The organism is Pseudomonas sp. W5-01 (genome assembly GCF_046540435.1).
GTDB lineage: Bacteria > Pseudomonadota > Gammaproteobacteria > Pseudomonadales > Pseudomonadaceae > Aquipseudomonas > Aquipseudomonas graminis_B.
On the sequence record NZ_JAXCIP010000004.1, the window covers coordinates 159,551 to 175,090 of the forward strand.

Below are 15,540 nucleotides of genomic sequence, written 5' to 3' on the forward strand. Positions count from 1 at the left end.
ACGATTGCTTCGATGTAGCGTGTCGCCTGACTGGGCCGCCGTTGAAGCGCTCTGAAACGATAGGGCCGTCCAACACCGGCCCAATAAAAAAAACAATGTCGAGGAAAAACAGATGCGCATCGTTCCCCAACTCCTGGGCGCAGCCATTGCTGCCGCTCTGATCACCACCCCCGTTTTCGCCGCCGAACTCACCGGCACGCTTAAAAAAATCAAAGAGTCCGGCACCATTACCCTCGGTCACCGCGACTCCTCCATTCCTTTTTCCTATATCGCTGATGCTTCCGGCGTGCCAGTGGGTTACTCCGCTGACATCCAGCTGAAGATCGTCGAAGCGATCAAGAAAGATCTGGACATGCCTGATCTGAAGGTCAAGTACAACCTGGTCACTTCCCAGACCCGCATCCCGCTGGTCCAGAACGGCACCGTCGACGTTGAGTGTGGTTCGACCACCAACAACGCCGAGCGCGCCCAGCAAGTCGACTTCTCCGTCGGCATTTTCGAAATCGGCACGCGTCTGCTGAGCAAAGCTGACTCGTCCTACAAAGACTTCGATGACCTCAAGGGCAAGAACGTCGTGACCACGGCGGGTACTACGTCCGAGCGCCTCCTCAAGGCGATGAACGCCGACAAACAGATGGGCATGAACGTGATTTCGGCCAAGGACCACGGCGAGTCGTTCCAGATGCTGGAGTCGGGCCGCGCCGTTGCCTTCATGATGGACGACGCCCTGCTCGCAGGCGAAATGGCCAAGGCCAAGAAGCCGACCGACTGGGCCGTTACCGGCACCCCTCAGTCCTACGAAATCTACGGTTGCATGGTTCGCAAGGAAGACCCTGCGTTCAAGAAAGCCGTCGACGACGCCATCGTTGCGACCTACAAATCGGGCGAGATCAACAAGATCTACGACAAGTGGTTCACCCAGCCGATTCCACCAAAAGGCCTGAACCTGATGTTCCCGATGAGCGAACAGCTCAAAGCGCTGATCGCCAATCCGAACGACAAGCCGGCGCCGGACAAGAAGGCCTGAGTCCTTCGCTCCGCCATTCTGACAACGTGAAAAGCCTGACTTCCGGAGACGCCCTGCGTTTCCGGAAGCCGCTAACTGGCGCGTGCGTGCATAACGATCGATAAGAGGGGAGACCCTGATGAACTACAACTGGGACTGGGGCGTGTTCTTCAAGTCCACGGGCGTCGGCAGCGAGACCTATCTGGACTGGTACATCACCGGGCTGGGCTGGACCATCGCCATTGCCGTTGCTGCCTGGATCATTGCGTTACTCCTGGGCTCAGTGCTCGGGGTGATGCGCACGGTGCCCAACCGCATCGTTTCTTCAATTGCCGCGATTTACGTGGAAATTTTCCGTAACGTGCCACTGCTGGTGCAGCTGTTCATCTGGTACTTCCTCGTGCCGGATCTGCTGCCTGAGAACCTGCAGGAGTGGTACAAGCAAGACCTTAACCCGACGACTTCAGCGTTCCTGAGTGTTGTCGTGTGCCTCGGCCTGTTCACCGCCGCACGTGTCTGCGAACAAGTGCGCACCGGTATTCAGGCACTGCCGGTGGGGCAGGAATCCGCTGCGCGCGCCATGGGTTTCAAGCTGCCGCAGATCTACTGGAACGTGCTGCTGCCCCAGGCGTACCGGATCATCATTCCGCCGCTCACCTCCGAATTCCTCAACGTGTTCAAGAACTCGTCCGTGGCGTCGCTGATCGGCCTGATGGAGTTGCTCGCGCAGACCAAACAGACCGCCGAGTTTTCCGCGAACCTGTTCGAAGCCTTCACCCTGGCGACGCTGATCTACTTCACCCTGAACATGAGCCTGATGCTGCTCATGCGCCTGGTCGAGAAGAAAGTGGCGGTGCCAGGCCTGATCTCCGTGGGAGGTAAATAATGGACTTCTCTGGAGTGATTCCTGCGATTCCGGGCATGTGGAACGGCATGCTCATGACCTTGCAGTTGATGGTCATGGGCATCGTGGGCGGCATCATCATCGGCACGATTCTGGCGCTGATGCGGTTGTCGTCGAACAAGCTGGCGTCACGTCTTGCCGGCGCCTACGTCAACTACTTCCGCTCAATCCCACTGCTGCTGGTCATCACCTGGTTCTACCTGGCGGTGCCGTTCGTGCTGCGCTGGATCACCGGCGAAGACACGCCGATCGGCGCGTTCACCTCCTGCGTCGTGGCATTCATGATGTTCGAGGCGGCCTACTTCTGTGAAATCGTGCGGGCCGGCGTGCAGTCGATTTCCCGCGGCCAGATGGGCGCCGCTCAGGCGCTGGGCATGACCTACGGCCAGATGATGCGCCTGATCATCCTGCCCCAGGCGTTCCGCAAGATGACCCCGCTGCTGTTGCAGCAGAGCATCATCCTGTTTCAGGACACCTCGCTGGTCTACACGGTCGGCCTGGTCGACTTCCTCAACTCGGCACGCTCCAGCGGCGACATCATCGGGCGCTCCAACGAGTTCCTGATTGTCGCCGGTCTGGTGTACTTCACGATCAGCTTCGCCGCGTCGCGCCTGGTCAAGTTCATGCAAAAAAGGTTAGCCGTATGATTTCCATCAAAAATATCAACAAGTGGTATGGGGACTTCCAGGTGCTGACCGATTGCAGCACTGAGGTCAAAAAAGGTGAAGTGATTGTGGTCTGCGGCCCGTCGGGCTCGGGCAAGTCCACGCTGATCAAATGCGTCAATGCGCTGGAGCCGTTTCAGAAAGGCGACATCGTGGTTGATGGCACCTCAATCGCCGACCCGAAAACCAATCTGCCGAAACTGCGTTCGCGCGTCGGCATGGTGTTCCAGCATTTCGAGCTGTTTCCGCACCTGACCATCACCGAAAACCTGACCATCGCGCAGATCAAGGTGCTGGGTCGCAGCAAGGAAGAGGCCACCAAAAAAGGCCTGCAACTGCTCGAACGTGTCGGCCTGTCGGACCATGCCCACAAACATCCGGGGCAACTGTCGGGCGGCCAGCAACAACGTGTGGCGATTGCCCGCGCGCTGGCCATGGACCCGGTGGTGATGCTGTTCGACGAACCGACCTCCGCGCTCGACCCGGAAATGGTCAACGAAGTGCTCGACGTGATGGTGCAACTGGCCCATGAAGGCATGACCATGATGTGCGTGACCCACGAAATGGGCTTCGCCCGCAAAGTGGCGGATCGGGTGATCTTCATGGACAAGGGCCAGATCGTCGAAGACTGCGAGAAGGAAGAGTTCTTCGGCGACGTCAACGCGCGCTCCGAGCGGGCTCAGCAATTCCTCAACAAAATCCTGCAGCACTAAAAAGCATTAGCCCTTCGAGGGCGTAAAAACCGCCGGCCGCCCTTTCATCCCTGATGAAACGGGCGGCTGGCCGGTCCAGGACGACTGTGATGAAATGCGCCCCCCCTCTCTACCGCGCCGCGCCGCCATCACTCACCGTGAAACCCCGACTGATTCGCCATCTGTTCGTGCCACCGCTGATCATCCTGCTGATGATTGCGCTGGGCTACGTCACGTATTTGTACAGCGAGAAGAACGCCATCAAGGCGCTGGGTGAAAACGGTCAGCGTCAGCTGGAGCTGCACGCGCGCACCGTCGAGAGCGAGATCAACAAGTACAACTACCTGCCCAGCGTGCTGGAGCTGGAATCCAATGTTTCCGACCTGCTCAACCATCCATCTGCGGAGTTGCGTTCTAAGGTCAACGATTACCTCGAAGGCCTGAACCGGCGCAGCCGCAGTCGGGCCATCTATGTGCTGGACACCACCGGCCGGGTGCTGGCGACCAGCAACTGGCGCGACGCCGACAGTTACCTCGGCGAGGACTTGTCTTTCCGCGCCTATTATCAGGACGCGATTCGCGGTTTGCCGGGGCGCTTCTACGGCATCGGCAGCACCACCGGCGAACCGGGTTATTACCTGGCCCACGGGCTGGAAGAGAAAGGCAAAATCATCGGGGTCGCGGTGATCAAGGTCCGGCTTGAAGCGCTGGAAGAGCGCTGGCAGCGCGCGCGCCTGGAAGCGTTTGTCAGCGACGAGAACGGCATCATCATCCTCTCCAGCGATCCGGCGCGACGGCTGAAATCAGTCCGCCCGCTGACCGCCGAGATCAAGGAGCGGCTGGCGCGCAGCCTGCAATATTACTGGTGGCCGCTCAACGAGCTGGTGCCGCTGGAACGTGAATCGATTGCCGACGGCGTCGAGAAGCTGACCTTTCCCGCCAACACCAGCGTCGATCATGAGCACACGGTGGTGAGTTATCTGGCGCAGACCCGCGAACTGGCTGACACGCCTTGGCACCTGACCCTGCTGACACCACTGGAAGACTTGCGCCGGGAAGCCGCCAATCAGGGAATGCTGGTCGCCGTCGCCTGCGCGCTGGTGGCGTTTCTGCTGATTGCCTGGAACGAGCGGCGCAAGGTGATTTCCACCCGCCTCGCCGCCCGAGAAGCGCTGGAGCAGGCGAACAACGAGCTGGAACGGCGCATTACCGACCGCACCGCTGACCTGCGCGCCAGCAACGAACGCCTCAAGGGCCAGATCCGTGAACGTCGCCAGGCCGAAGAGACCCTGCGCCAGGCCCAGGATGAATTGATCCAGGCCGGCAAACTCGCGGCCATCGGCCAGATGTCCACCAGCATCGCCCATGAACTGAATCAGCCACTGGCGGCGCTGCGCACGTTGTCGGGCAACACCGTTCGGTTCCTCGAACGGGGTGCGCTGGACACGGCGAGTGCGAACCTGCGCACCATCAACGATCTGGTGGACCGCATGGGCCGTATCACCGCCAGCCTGCGCGCCTTTGCCCGGCGCGGGGAAGATAAAGGTCAGGCGTCCCTGGGCAAGGCAGTCGAGGCTGCATTGCAATTGCTCGCGGCGCGTCTGGACAATGCGTCACTGGCGCTGCATCAGCAGATCGACGATGTCGAACTGGCGATTGATCAGACCCGGCTTGAGCAGATTCTGGTCAACCTGATCGGCAACGCGCTGGACGCCATGCAGGCGCAGCCGCTGCCGGCTCTATGGCTGGACGGTGACGTGTTCGAGGGCCGCTATCGGTTGCGTGTGCGGGACAACGGCCACGGCATCGACGCCGAAGCGCGCAAGCATTTGTTCGAACCCTTCTTTACCACCAAGCCTGGTGAGCAGGGCCTCGGGTTGGGTTTGACGCTGTCCGCCAGCCTTGCCACGGCGGCAGGCGGCACGCTTAACGCTGAGCACCCGGCCGAGGGCGGCACGATGTTTGTGCTGGTGTTGCCGCTGGTTGACCCCGGGGCGGCGGGTGTATGAGAGATCAGTGCATCCCCAGTCTCGGTGTGACAGTTCATGTGGGAGTGAGCTTGCTCACGAAGACGGCATCCCAGCCGCTGAAGATTCAGCGGTGTGGTGATGTTTGATGAAAGCGAGTCGGCTCGCGAAAGCACCGGGGCAGTGACCCTGTTCGAAAACCTGACACACCGCTTCGCGGGCAAGCACTGGAATACACCATGAACACTGATCTGACGGTCCTCATTGTCGAAGACGACCCGCATGTCCTGCTCGGCTGCCAACAGGCGCTGGCGCTGGAAGACATTCACAGCCAGGGCGTGGGCAGCGCCGAAGAAGCGCTGGCGTTGATCAGTGAGAATTTCGCCGGCATCGTCATCAGTGACATTCGCCTGCCGGGCATCGACGGGCTTGAGCTGCTCAAGCGCCTGAAAGAGCGCGATCGAACCCTGCCCGTGGTGCTGATCACCGGTCACGGCGACGTGTCGATGGCCGTCGGTGCGATGCGCGATGGCGCCTACGACTTCATGGAAAAGCCCTTCTCCCCCGAGCGGCTGGTCGAGGTCGCCCGCCGCGCGCTGGAGCAACGCGGGCTGGCCCGGGAAGTCTGGTCATTGCGTCGGCAACTGGCCGAGCGCGATTCTCTGGAAGGCAAGATCATTGGCCGCTCTCAGGCGATGCAAACCCTGCGCGCACTGATCGCCAACGTCGCGGACACCTCGGCCAACGTGCTGATCGAAGGCGAGACCGGCACCGGGAAGGAACTGGTTGCCCGTTGCCTCCATGACTTCAGCCGCCGCCACGACCATCAGTTCGTTGCACTGAACTGCGGCGGCCTGCCGGAAAGCCTGTTCGAGAGCGAAATCTTCGGTCATGAGGCCAACGCGTTCACCGGCGCCGGCAAACGCCGCATCGGCAAGATCGAACACGCCCACGACGGCACGCTGTTTCTCGATGAAGTGGAAAGCATGCCGATCAACCTGCAGATCAAACTGTTGCGGGTATTGCAGGAGCGCACGCTTGAGCGGCTGGGTTCAAACCAGAGCGTGGCGGTGGATTGCCGGGTGATCGCGGCGACCAAGTCGGAGCTCAACGCGCTGAGCAAAGCGGGCCAGTTTCGCAGCGACCTGTATTACCGGCTCAACGTGGTGACCCTCGAACTGCCGCCCCTGCGCGAGCGCCGTGAAGACATCCTGCAGTTGTTCGAACATTTTCTGCAGCAGTCGTCACTGCGCTTCGACCGCGAGGCGCCGCAGTTGGACGCAAAGACCCGCTCGGCGCTGCTGACCCACGACTGGCCGGGCAATGTGCGCGAGCTGCGCAACGTCGCCGAGCGGTACGCATTGGGCCTGCCCGCGTTCAAGACCGCCGGTGCGGAAGTCGCCACCCAAAGCCTGGATTTCGCCGAGGCCGTGGAAGCATTCGAGAAGAACCTGTTGGGTGAGGCGTTGCAGCGCAGCGGCGGGAATCTCAGCCAGGCCAGCCAGGAACTGGGCATGGCCAAAACCACGCTGTTCGACAAAGTGAAGAAATACGGGTTGGGGTGAGCAAGTTCGCTGTTTGATTCTGGCCGCAGACCGTAGGAGCGTGGCTTATCCCGCGATCGGCTGCGCAGCAGTCGTAAACCGGACGACTCGGTCCTTCCTGAGGAACGCAGTCAGCGGATTGGCTGCCGCTTCGCGCCAGATCGCGGGACAAGCCACGCTCCTACAGGTCATGCGATGGCGGGGGTCATCAGGGTGCCAGGGGAAATTCGCTGCTGCCGACTAACTCATCCACCTCTGCCGCCGTCGGTGCAGTCGCCGGGCCCCAGCGAGTGACGGCAATGGCCGCCGCCGCATTGGCGCGCAATGCGGCTTCTGCAGCGGACAGCCCTGACGCCAGCCCGGCCAGCAACACCCCCGCATGGGCATCACCGGCGCCATTGGTGTCAATGGCCGTCACCGGGAAGCCGCGCACGTGTCGGGGCTCGGAACCCTGACGGATCCAGCAGCCATTCGGTCCGTCGCGCACCACCATCAAGGCATCCTTGCGCAGCCAGTGCGCCAGCCTGTCCAGGGCCCCCTCGATCGTCTCGCACCCGGTGAAGCGCAGCGCTTCTTCGGCATTGCTCGTCCACAGCGTGATCAATGGCAACACCACCTGCATCCCGGACGCCTCCGGCGAATCGATCAGCGGCCCCGGATCGAACACCACGCCCGCCCCCGCTGGCAACTGCACGAGCCAGTCCAGCAGCGTCGACACCTTGCCTTCGTGCAGCAAGCTGTAGCCACTGACGAACACGTAATCTTCAGGCTGCACCTCGACGCCGCGCAGATCGTCAGCCGACAAACCGCCCTCGGCGCCGACGTAGGAAATGAACGAGCGCTCGGCCGAAGGCTCGATGAGCGCCACCGACAGGCCAGTGTCCTGACCAGCCGACGCCGCCGCCGCGATGTCGATGCCTTCTGCCGCCATGGCCTGCCGCGCCAGATCGCCGAAACGCCCCGCGCCGTGGCGACCGAGGTACAGCGTTGGCATGCCACTGCGCCGTGCGGCGGCCATCACGTTGAATCCTCCGCCGGTTTCGAAGGCCGCCGAGCGGGCGAGCACATCGCCGCCGGAGCGAGGCAAGGCGTCCAGCGCCATGACCAGATCGACCACGACCTGGCCGGTGTAGAGCAATCTAGCGGGCATGAACAACCTCATCGGCAACAACGCGACGGTCACGGGCGCCGCCCAGCAACGCATACACACCGCCCGCGACCACAAAGGTCACGATCCAGCCCAGCCCGTTATGGCCGAACCACGAGTCGGACAGCAAACCTTTGAATATCACGTTCTCCGGCGTGGTCGCGACGGTGGTGAAACTGTACCCAAGCACGATGGCCAGGGCCCACGCACCCAGCGCACGCCACTCGATCCCGCCGCGATACCAATAGGCGCTGCGCGGCGAGACGTCCATCAAGTCAGCGGGGGAATAGTAATGGCGATGCATCAGGTCGACGACGAAGATCCCGACCCACGCGGTGATCGGCACGGCTAGCATCGAAATGAACGTGATGAACGGGCCGTAGAAACTGTCGGCGATCAGCATGAAGTAAATCGATCCGGCGAAGATCGCCACGATGTCGACAATCACCGCGTGCACGCGCTTGATCCTCAGGCCCAGCGTCAGCGTGGTCAGCCCTGCCGAGTACACCGACAGGTTATTCGAGAGCAGCAGCCCGCCGAACGCCGTGATCAGGTAAGGCACGGCCATCCAGGTCGGCAGCAGTTCGCGGATCGCGATGATCGGATCGGTGGCCGACGCCAGGTGGTCATTGCCCACCGACAGCAGCCCGCCCAGGGTGATCAGCAACACCAGTGGAATGCCTGCGCCGAAAGCGGCCGAGGCCACCAGCCGCGTGGCCTTGACGCTGCGATGCTGATAGCGCGACATGTCGGCGCCCGCGTTGGCCCAGCCGATGCCCGTGCCGGCCGCCATGGTGCCGATGCCGATGATCATCGCGCCCACCGGTGCAGGCGCGGCGTTGAACACGGCCGCCCAGTCGATGTGCGCGATCAGGAACCCGCCGACGATGACGTTCAAAGCGCCGAAGATGTACGTCGCCCATTTCTGAATGACCAGCAGCGTGGCGTGGCCGAGCCCGGAAACGGTCAGCGTCATCAGCACGAAAATGGCGATGAACACCAGGGTCAGGCCCGGCGCACTTTTAGCTTCCACCGGCGTGGCGAAGAGAATCGAGCACAGCGACAGCAGTACGAAAGCGGCGGTCGTGGTGTTCACCGTCTCCCAGCCCAGGCGCGACATCAGCGAGACGATGGTAGGGCCGATATTCCCTCGCACCCCGAAAATCGCCCGCGACAGCGTCAGACTCGGTGCCCTGCCCCGTCGGCCGGCAATGGAGATGACCCCCACGACAGCAAACGAACCGGCCGCGCCGAGGATCGCCACGATGATCGCCTGCCCGATCGACAGCCCGCGAAAGGCCACGAGCGTCGCCCCCAGCGGCAGCCCGAGGATGCTGATGTTGGCCGCAAACCACACCCAGAAAAGCTGCAACGGGTGGCCGTTGCATTCGTTCTCCGGGACTGGTTCGATGCCGCGTGTTTCAAGCTGACCTGCGCCTTGAGCGGCGTTGGATGTCGTCATGTGAATGCTCCTGTGCCATTTGTTCTGGTTGTGGGCAGTACGCAAAGCAAACGACGTCCGTGTCAGCGTGGGCTTTTGCAGGCTGCAAAAACCCTGACTCGCCGCTACATGGAGCCGCGAGGTAGGTCTTGTTCTTTATACGGGCTGGCTTCGGTCGGATCAGACCCCGCGCAGGGACAGCAACTGCTCGACCACGGGATGAAGGTCGAGTCCGTTGACGGTGTGGATCTGTTCGATCAGCGGTGCGGGCCAGGCGGCCATGCCCTCGCAGGCACCGAGCATCGCCCCGAGAATGGCGGCGATGGTGTCGGTGTCGCCGCCCAGGCTGGCGGCCATGCACAGCGCATCGAATGCCGATACCTGCCCGCGAGCCACTTGATGGGCGAGGGCGAAGGCCGCAACCACCGATTCCTGGGAGGCGACGGACGTGCCGATCACGTCATAAATCAATTCGGGCAGTTGTTCATTGCTGCATTCGACGCACAGTTGTTTGGCCCACCGGATTCGGGCGGCAATGCGGCCGCCGGCGATCCAGTACCCGTAGCCCTCGGCCTCATGGGCGATGCGCGCGCCGACGTCGAGGGCTTTGCCCAGAGTGGCACCGCTGATACCCGCCGAGACAACCGCCGCGACCGCTGCTGCGCTGGAGATCCCGAGATTGGTGTTGTGGGTGACCTGGCAGGCCTGTTTGACCGCCTCGACGAAACGCGCCTCTTCGCGCACATCGAAGGCAATACCCACCGGCGTGATGCGCATGGCGGCGCCGTTGGTGGTGCCGAAACGCCCCGATTCTTCGGGGCTGTGACCGGCCAGAATCATCTCGATGGCGCGCTTGGTCGAGGGGCCGAGCAGGTCTTGCGAACCCTTGGCCTGCATCACCGCTTCCCAGTCGATCAGGCTCTGCGCCAGATCCGACGGCTCGATGCGCCCTTCTCCAGCGACCAGCAGTTCAGCGACCAAAACGGCTTGTTCGGTGTCATCGGTGATCGACCCGGCAGGCATGTTCGGCGCAATAGGCTGATCGGCACCGGCAGCCTGCAACGTAGTGATGCGGTCGAATCGCTGCCTGATCTGCTCGCGACTCAAGGACTGCGTCGGCATGCCCAACGCATCGCCCAGCGCCAGTCCGTAGAAAGCGCCGAGGCCTCGGTCGCGCGTGTCGATCAGTGCAGTCATGTGGGTGATCCAAAAGCCAGATGCAGACGAAAATGCACGGGGTCCAGAAGGCTTTCCACGTGCTCCATGAAACGTTCGCGGCGATCAAAAGTAGTGCGAGTCGCCTTGAGGAACACCGAACCCGGCTGGCGCAACATCAGCGCCGCGTCGTCGTTGCTCAGGGGCTCGGCACCGATCCACTGATCGCCGCGATCACCGACATACCCGTGGGCAGCCAGGGTGACCGTCAGCGAATCATCAATCAGCCCGTCGCGGGGCAGATTTTCCAGACCGTCACAGGCCGGGATCAGCACACGCTCCAGGGAAACCACGCTGCCATCCCCCGCCGTGCGCCGACGATCCAGCGCGATGAACTCGGCCGTGCCGAACCGTCCTGCCAGATCAGGCCGCTGCACCGCCACCAGACGCAGAATCTCGGTGCTGACCCTGGCCCCCGTGTCGGCCAGGGCCTGGGCCCAACCGGCGCGCTGATCCAGCGAGATGCCGTCGTAGGTGACGATCGAACCGACGCCGGTTTGCGTGGCGATGTAGTTGCGCCGCTTGAGCTCGGACAGCGCCTCGCGCAGCGTACCGCGGCTGACGTTGAATTCCTGTGCGAGCAGATTCTCGCCCGGCAACAACTCGCCCGACCCCATCTGTCCGGTCTCGATGCGTCGGGCCAGCTCATCCACCACACGTTTTTTCTTGTCGAATCGAACCTGTCTAATCATGTACAAATTGATATCCGAAAGTGGCTGGGAGGAGCAAGTGTTTTTTGAAATGCAATGACGGAGGCGTAACAGCAGGTGACGGCTGCACGCGCAGAAGGATAATCGGCCGTCCGGGGTCGAAGAGCCCGGATCAGCCGCCTGTGCGCTGCGCGTCAGGCCTCATCTCACCTTTCAATCAGCCCGATTCACTACGCTCGATTCTTCGCCCACGATCTGACGAATGGCGCTGACGAACACGTCGACGGGTTGCCCACCGGAAACGGCGTACTGGTCGTTGAAGACGATCGTCGGCACCGAACTCACGCCCCGCGATACCCACAGTTGCTCGAGTTCTCGAACGTCGCTGGCGTACTGATCGCTGGCCAGCAAGGCCTCGGCGCGCACCCGGTCCAGCCCCACTTTCTGCGCAACATCCGCCAGCACCTGGTGGCTGGATACGTTGGCATGCTGGCTGAAATACGCCGTGAACAGCGCTTCTTTCAGCGCGTGCTGCTTGCCTTCCAGCTCAGCCCAGTGCAGCAGTCGATGGGCGTCGAAGGTGTTGAAAATGCGCCGCTCGCCCTGCTTGAAGACGAACCCGAGTTCTGCACCGCGCTCACGGATGTTCTCGGCGTTGGCCTGGAATTGTTCCCGCGTCGAGCCGTACTTTTCGGCGATGTGCTCGAAGATGTCCTGGCCTTCAGGCGGCATTTGCGGGTTGAGTTCGAAGGGCTGGAAGTGAATGTCGGCTTGAACTTCATCGCCCAGATGCTCAAGCGCCTGGTCCAGCGCGCGCAGGCCGACGATGCACCAGGGGCAGGACACATCGGAGATGAAATCGATTTTCAGCGGAGTGCTCATGGCAGCCTCGTGCAAGAGAGGAAAAGCACCACGATACGCCGATCACGGTGGCGCTCAAACCCTACACCGGCACGCCCGCCCTCAATGGGCGGGTCAACCCCGCCGTCTTATTAGAGCTGCGCGACGTGGGATGCGTCTTCACGATGCTCGCGCAAATACGGCAACACGGCCGCCAGCAGCGGGGCCTTGAAGGCTTCCTGAAAGCGGTGGGCCAGGCCGGGAATGAGCTTCAGTTGACTGCCCTGTATGTGTGCCGCCACGTGAATTCCGTGCATGACCGGCAGCAGCGGGTCGGCGGTGCCGTGAACGACCAGCGTCGGCACGCGCAGACGATTCAACAATTCCACTCGGCTGGGTTCGGACAGGATCGCCAGAATCTGGCGCTTCACGCCTTCAGGATTAAACGCCCGGTCGTAGGAAACCGCCGCCTGATGCAACAGCATCTGCCGATCATCCTTGACCTCCGGGCTGCCCAGCGCCGCCAGAAGATCGGCCTGTTGCTCAAGGGCAGTCTGCCGGTCAGGCGCGCCGCGACGGGCCAATAGTTGCAACAGCGCCGGGCTGGGCATCGGCAGCCCGGGCGCGCCGGAGCTGGTCATGATCAGCGTCAGGCTCTCCACGCGCTTGGGCGCCATGTCCGCCAGATGCTGCGCAATCATGCCGCCCATGCTCGCCCCCAGCACATGGAATTGCTGAACGTGCAGCGCGTCCATCAGGCCGAGCGCGTCCTGAGCCATGTCGGTCAGCGAATACGGCGCCGACACCGGCAGGCCGATTTTGTAGCGCAGCACTTCGTAGGTAAGGTTGGGACTCGGCGGCGCCTGGACCCAGGTCGACAATCCTACGTCCCGGTTGTCGTAGCGAATCACGCGAAAGCCCTGCTGGCATAAGGCAACGACCACTTCGTCCGGCCAGTGGATCAGTTGACCGCCAAGCCCCATGACCAACAGCAGCGCCGGATCGGAATCACGCCCGATGCTTTGATACGCCAGGTGCACGTCATCGAGCTCGACCACCTGCGTGGGAACGTCAACATCGCATCGAGAGGCCGCAAAAGACGACAGGCTGCACAAGAGCGCAGCCAGAAAAAGTAAAACCCGCATGGAAAAACACCGACACACAGAACCCCAGTAGGCCGCGAGTCTGATGCAGTTTGCTCAAGCGCGCTGCCACAGTTGCGTGACAGTTTGATGAAGAGGGCTGAGCGGTAGCAAAACGGTCATCTCACCCTGTATTCACGCGGCCGCTGTTGCCGGCGAGCTGATCGAATCCGCCACCCATAGGTTGTCGGCGAAGCGCAGTTGAGCCTCTTTTACCACCTCAAGGGCGGCTTCACCGTCGGCGCCAGCGGGGTCAAGTTCGCCTGCCACACCCAGCGACAGCACCTTGTAGATGGGCAGGCGGTCCAGCACCAGAGGCATTTGCTCCGGGGCACTGAGCACATCGACATGCAGGCCTTGCACTGGCAAAGACACCGCAAGGCCAAGGTTGCTGCCCAGCCCCAGACCGCCGCAGGAGACCGCGAGCAGCTTTTTAAGCGGCGAGTATTGCAAGGCGTGGTACGCGCGCTCGAAGGCGTTCTTCCAGTCCTGGGGCAGGTCGAGGGTCAGAATTGGCTCGTCGATCTGTACCCACTCGACGCCCTTGCCCGCCAGCCGGCCGAGGATCTCGCCGTAGACCGGCAGCAGACGGTCGAGCAGGTCGAGCTTGTCGAAGCCCTCCCCTTCCGCTTGCCCCAGCCAGAGGTACGTCAACGGACCGATGATCTCCGGCCGGAGGGTGTGGCCCTCGGCGCGGGCCTGGTCGACCTCATCGAACAGCGGCGCCCAGCTCAGGTTGAAGCGCTGATCATGGGTAAACGTTGGCACCGAATCCACATCAATGCCGTCACCCAGGGTTTCGAGGATGTGCTTGAAGCCCCTGGCCACGCCGATGTGAGGAAAATTAGAGTTGTTGACCTGGCCCATGCTGACTGCTTCCTTCAAAAGATGGCGCCATTGTCGACACTTACCCTGACATGAGACAAACTCATTAAATTCGTGTTGATCACAAAATTTACTCATGGAGCGCCGTCGGTGCTGGAAATTCGCCACCTGAAAACCCTGCATGCGTTACGCGAAGCAGACAGCCTCGTTGACGCCGCTGACCGCCTGCATCTGACGCAGTCGGCGCTGTCGCACCAGTTCAAGGAGCTGGAAGAACGCATGGGCATGCCGCTGTTCGTGCGCAAGACCAAACCGGTGCGCTTCACCAGCGCGGGCCTGCGACTGCTGCAACTGGCCGACTCGGTACTGCCGCAACTGCGCCATGCCGAACGGGATATTTCGCGACTGGCCGGCGGTGTCGCGGGGCGTCTGCACATGGCCATCGAATGCCACAGTTGCTTTCAGTGGCTGATGCCGACGATCGACCAGTTCCGCGATGCATGGCCGGAGGTGGAACTTGATCTGGCGTCAGGTTTCGCTTTCGCGCCCCTCCCCGCCCTGGCCCGTGGCGATCTGGATCTGGTGGTGACGTCGGACCCGCTGGAGCTGGCAGGCATTACCTATGTGCCGCTGTTCACCTACGAAGCGATGCTCGCGGTTGCCAATCAGCATCCGCTGGCGGCCAGGCCGTATGTCGTGCCGGAAGATTTGATCAATGAAACCCTGATCACCTACCCCGTCGAGCGCGACCGCCTGGACATCTTCACGCGTTTTCTCGAGCCGGCGGACATTGAACCGGCGCAGGTGCGCACATCCGAGCTGACGGTGATGATGATGCAACTGGTCGCCAGCGGCCGCGGCGTGTGCGGGATGCCCCACTGGGCGCTGCATGAATACAGCTCACGCGGGTACGTGAAGGGCAAGCGGCTGGGGGAAAAAGGATTGTTCGCCACGCTGTACGCGGCGATTCGCGCTGACATGCTGGACGCGCCCTACATGCGTGACTTCTTGCTGACGGCGAAGGACACGTCGTTTTCGACACTGGACGGGGTAAGCGCGGTTCGTTAACCCGCCGCACCGCACCCTCCATCAAAATCAGGCGATTGGCAGGCCTCGGTACAGGGGCAATATCGAATCCCGGGTCAGCGGCGCCAGGTGCAACTGCTCAATATTCTCGCCGTCGACCCAGATCGCTTCCTCGATCTCGGCCGCGGGATTGACCGGCTCGTCCACGTGAACGCCGTACAGCTGGCAATTCACTTCGAAGCCCGGTTCATTCGCCGCCACCGCCGAAAACTCGCCCAGGAATCGCGCGTGTTCAGGCGCGATGACCAGCCCCAGTTCTTCGTTCAGCTCACGGGCCAGCGTATCGAGCGCCGACTCGCCGGCGTCGATCTTGCCGCCCGGCTGCATGAACGCTTCGGTCCCGCGCTTGCGCACCAGCAGCGTCTTGCCATCGGCACGGGTCAGCAGCGCGGCGGCAATACGGAGCGTCTTCACCG

The 15,540-nt window shown here is 62.2% G+C and carries 14 protein-coding genes and 1 pseudogene; 7 read left to right on the forward strand and 8 right to left on the reverse strand.

From position 1 onward, the window contains the following. Window positions 1-112: 112 nt before the first annotated feature. The 6 genes from SLW75_RS14255 (at window position 113) to SLW75_RS14280 (ending at window position 6,799) form a co-directional block, all read left to right on the forward strand. A complete protein-coding gene (locus SLW75_RS14255; protein ID WP_296308583.1) occupies window positions 113-1,027 on the forward strand; it encodes a glutamate/aspartate ABC transporter substrate-binding protein in 915 nt (304 codons plus the stop codon). Window positions 1,028-1,145: 118 nt separating this feature from the next. After that, a complete protein-coding gene (locus tag SLW75_RS14260; RefSeq protein ID WP_065992535.1) occupies window positions 1,146-1,892 on the forward strand; it encodes an amino acid ABC transporter permease in 747 nt (248 codons plus the stop codon). Beyond that, the gene (locus tag SLW75_RS14265) at window positions 1,889-2,557 is read left to right on the forward strand and encodes an amino acid ABC transporter permease (protein ID WP_192135289.1); all 669 of its coding nucleotides are present in this window, start codon (window positions 1,889-1,891) and stop codon (window positions 2,555-2,557) included. The genes SLW75_RS14260 and SLW75_RS14265 overlap by 4 nt, the downstream gene beginning before the upstream one ends. Further along, window positions 2,554-3,288, forward strand: a complete 735-nt coding sequence (locus SLW75_RS14270; RefSeq protein WP_065992531.1) for an amino acid ABC transporter ATP-binding protein — start codon at window positions 2,554-2,556, stop codon at window positions 3,286-3,288. The genes SLW75_RS14265 and SLW75_RS14270 overlap by 4 nt, the downstream gene beginning before the upstream one ends. An 89-nt stretch (window positions 3,289-3,377) precedes the next feature. Next, the gene (locus SLW75_RS14275; protein ID WP_410934765.1) at window positions 3,378-5,276 is read left to right on the forward strand and encodes an ATP-binding protein; all 1,899 of its coding nucleotides are present in this window, start codon (window positions 3,378-3,380) and stop codon (window positions 5,274-5,276) included. A gap of 197 nt (window positions 5,277-5,473) precedes the next feature. Next, window positions 5,474-6,799: a sigma-54-dependent transcriptional regulator gene (locus SLW75_RS14280; RefSeq protein WP_410934766.1), complete on the forward strand. Its 1,326-nt coding sequence runs from the start codon at window positions 5,474-5,476 to the stop codon at window positions 6,797-6,799. 187 nt (window positions 6,800-6,986) lie between these two features. Here SLW75_RS14280 and SLW75_RS14285 read toward each other — a convergent pair whose 3' ends face one another. The 7 genes and pseudogenes from SLW75_RS14285 to SLW75_RS14315 form a co-directional block, all read right to left on the reverse strand. After that, complete coding sequence (locus tag SLW75_RS14285; protein ID WP_410934767.1) at window positions 6,987-7,928, reverse strand: PfkB family carbohydrate kinase; 942 nt, start codon at window positions 7,926-7,928, stop codon at window positions 6,987-6,989. After that, a complete protein-coding gene (locus SLW75_RS14290) occupies window positions 7,918-9,387 on the reverse strand; it encodes a purine-cytosine permease family protein (RefSeq protein WP_410934768.1) in 1,470 nt (489 codons plus the stop codon). Before SLW75_RS14290 ends, SLW75_RS14285 begins: the two co-directional genes overlap by 11 nt. 159 nt (window positions 9,388-9,546) lie before the next feature. Next, window positions 9,547-10,563, reverse strand: coding sequence for an ADP-ribosylglycohydrolase family protein (locus tag SLW75_RS14295; protein ID WP_410934769.1), 1,017 nt, complete (start codon window positions 10,561-10,563; stop codon window positions 9,547-9,549). Further along, window positions 10,560-11,273, reverse strand: a complete 714-nt coding sequence (locus SLW75_RS14300) for a GntR family transcriptional regulator (protein ID WP_192135167.1) — start codon at window positions 11,271-11,273, stop codon at window positions 10,560-10,562. Before SLW75_RS14300 ends, SLW75_RS14295 begins: the two co-directional genes overlap by 4 nt. 171 nt (window positions 11,274-11,444) lie before the next feature. Then, on the reverse strand, window positions 11,445-12,113 hold the full coding sequence (locus SLW75_RS14305) for a DsbA family oxidoreductase (protein ID WP_065992518.1): 669 nt from the start codon (window positions 12,111-12,113) through the stop codon (window positions 11,445-11,447). A gap of 110 nt (window positions 12,114-12,223) precedes the next feature. Beyond that, window positions 12,224-13,216: an alpha/beta fold hydrolase gene (locus SLW75_RS14310; protein WP_065992516.1), complete on the reverse strand. Its 993-nt coding sequence runs from the start codon at window positions 13,214-13,216 to the stop codon at window positions 12,224-12,226. 156 nt (window positions 13,217-13,372) lie between these two features. Next, window positions 13,373-13,981: pseudogene (locus tag SLW75_RS14315) on the reverse strand (5-methyltetrahydropteroyltriglutamate--homocysteine S-methyltransferase); the annotation flags it as partial. 207 nt (window positions 13,982-14,188) lie between these two features. Between SLW75_RS14315 and metR the strand changes: the two are divergent. Beyond that, entirely contained in the window at window positions 14,189-15,106 is a 918-nt protein-coding gene (gene metR, locus SLW75_RS14320) for a transcriptional regulator MetR (protein WP_065992512.1), read from the forward strand. A gap of 27 nt (window positions 15,107-15,133) precedes the next feature. Here the strand turns inward: metR and SLW75_RS14325 are convergent, their stop codons facing one another. After that, complete coding sequence (locus tag SLW75_RS14325) at window positions 15,134-15,538, reverse strand: NUDIX hydrolase (protein WP_410934770.1); 405 nt, start codon at window positions 15,536-15,538, stop codon at window positions 15,134-15,136. Between the last annotated feature and the right edge of the window lie 2 nt (window positions 15,539-15,540).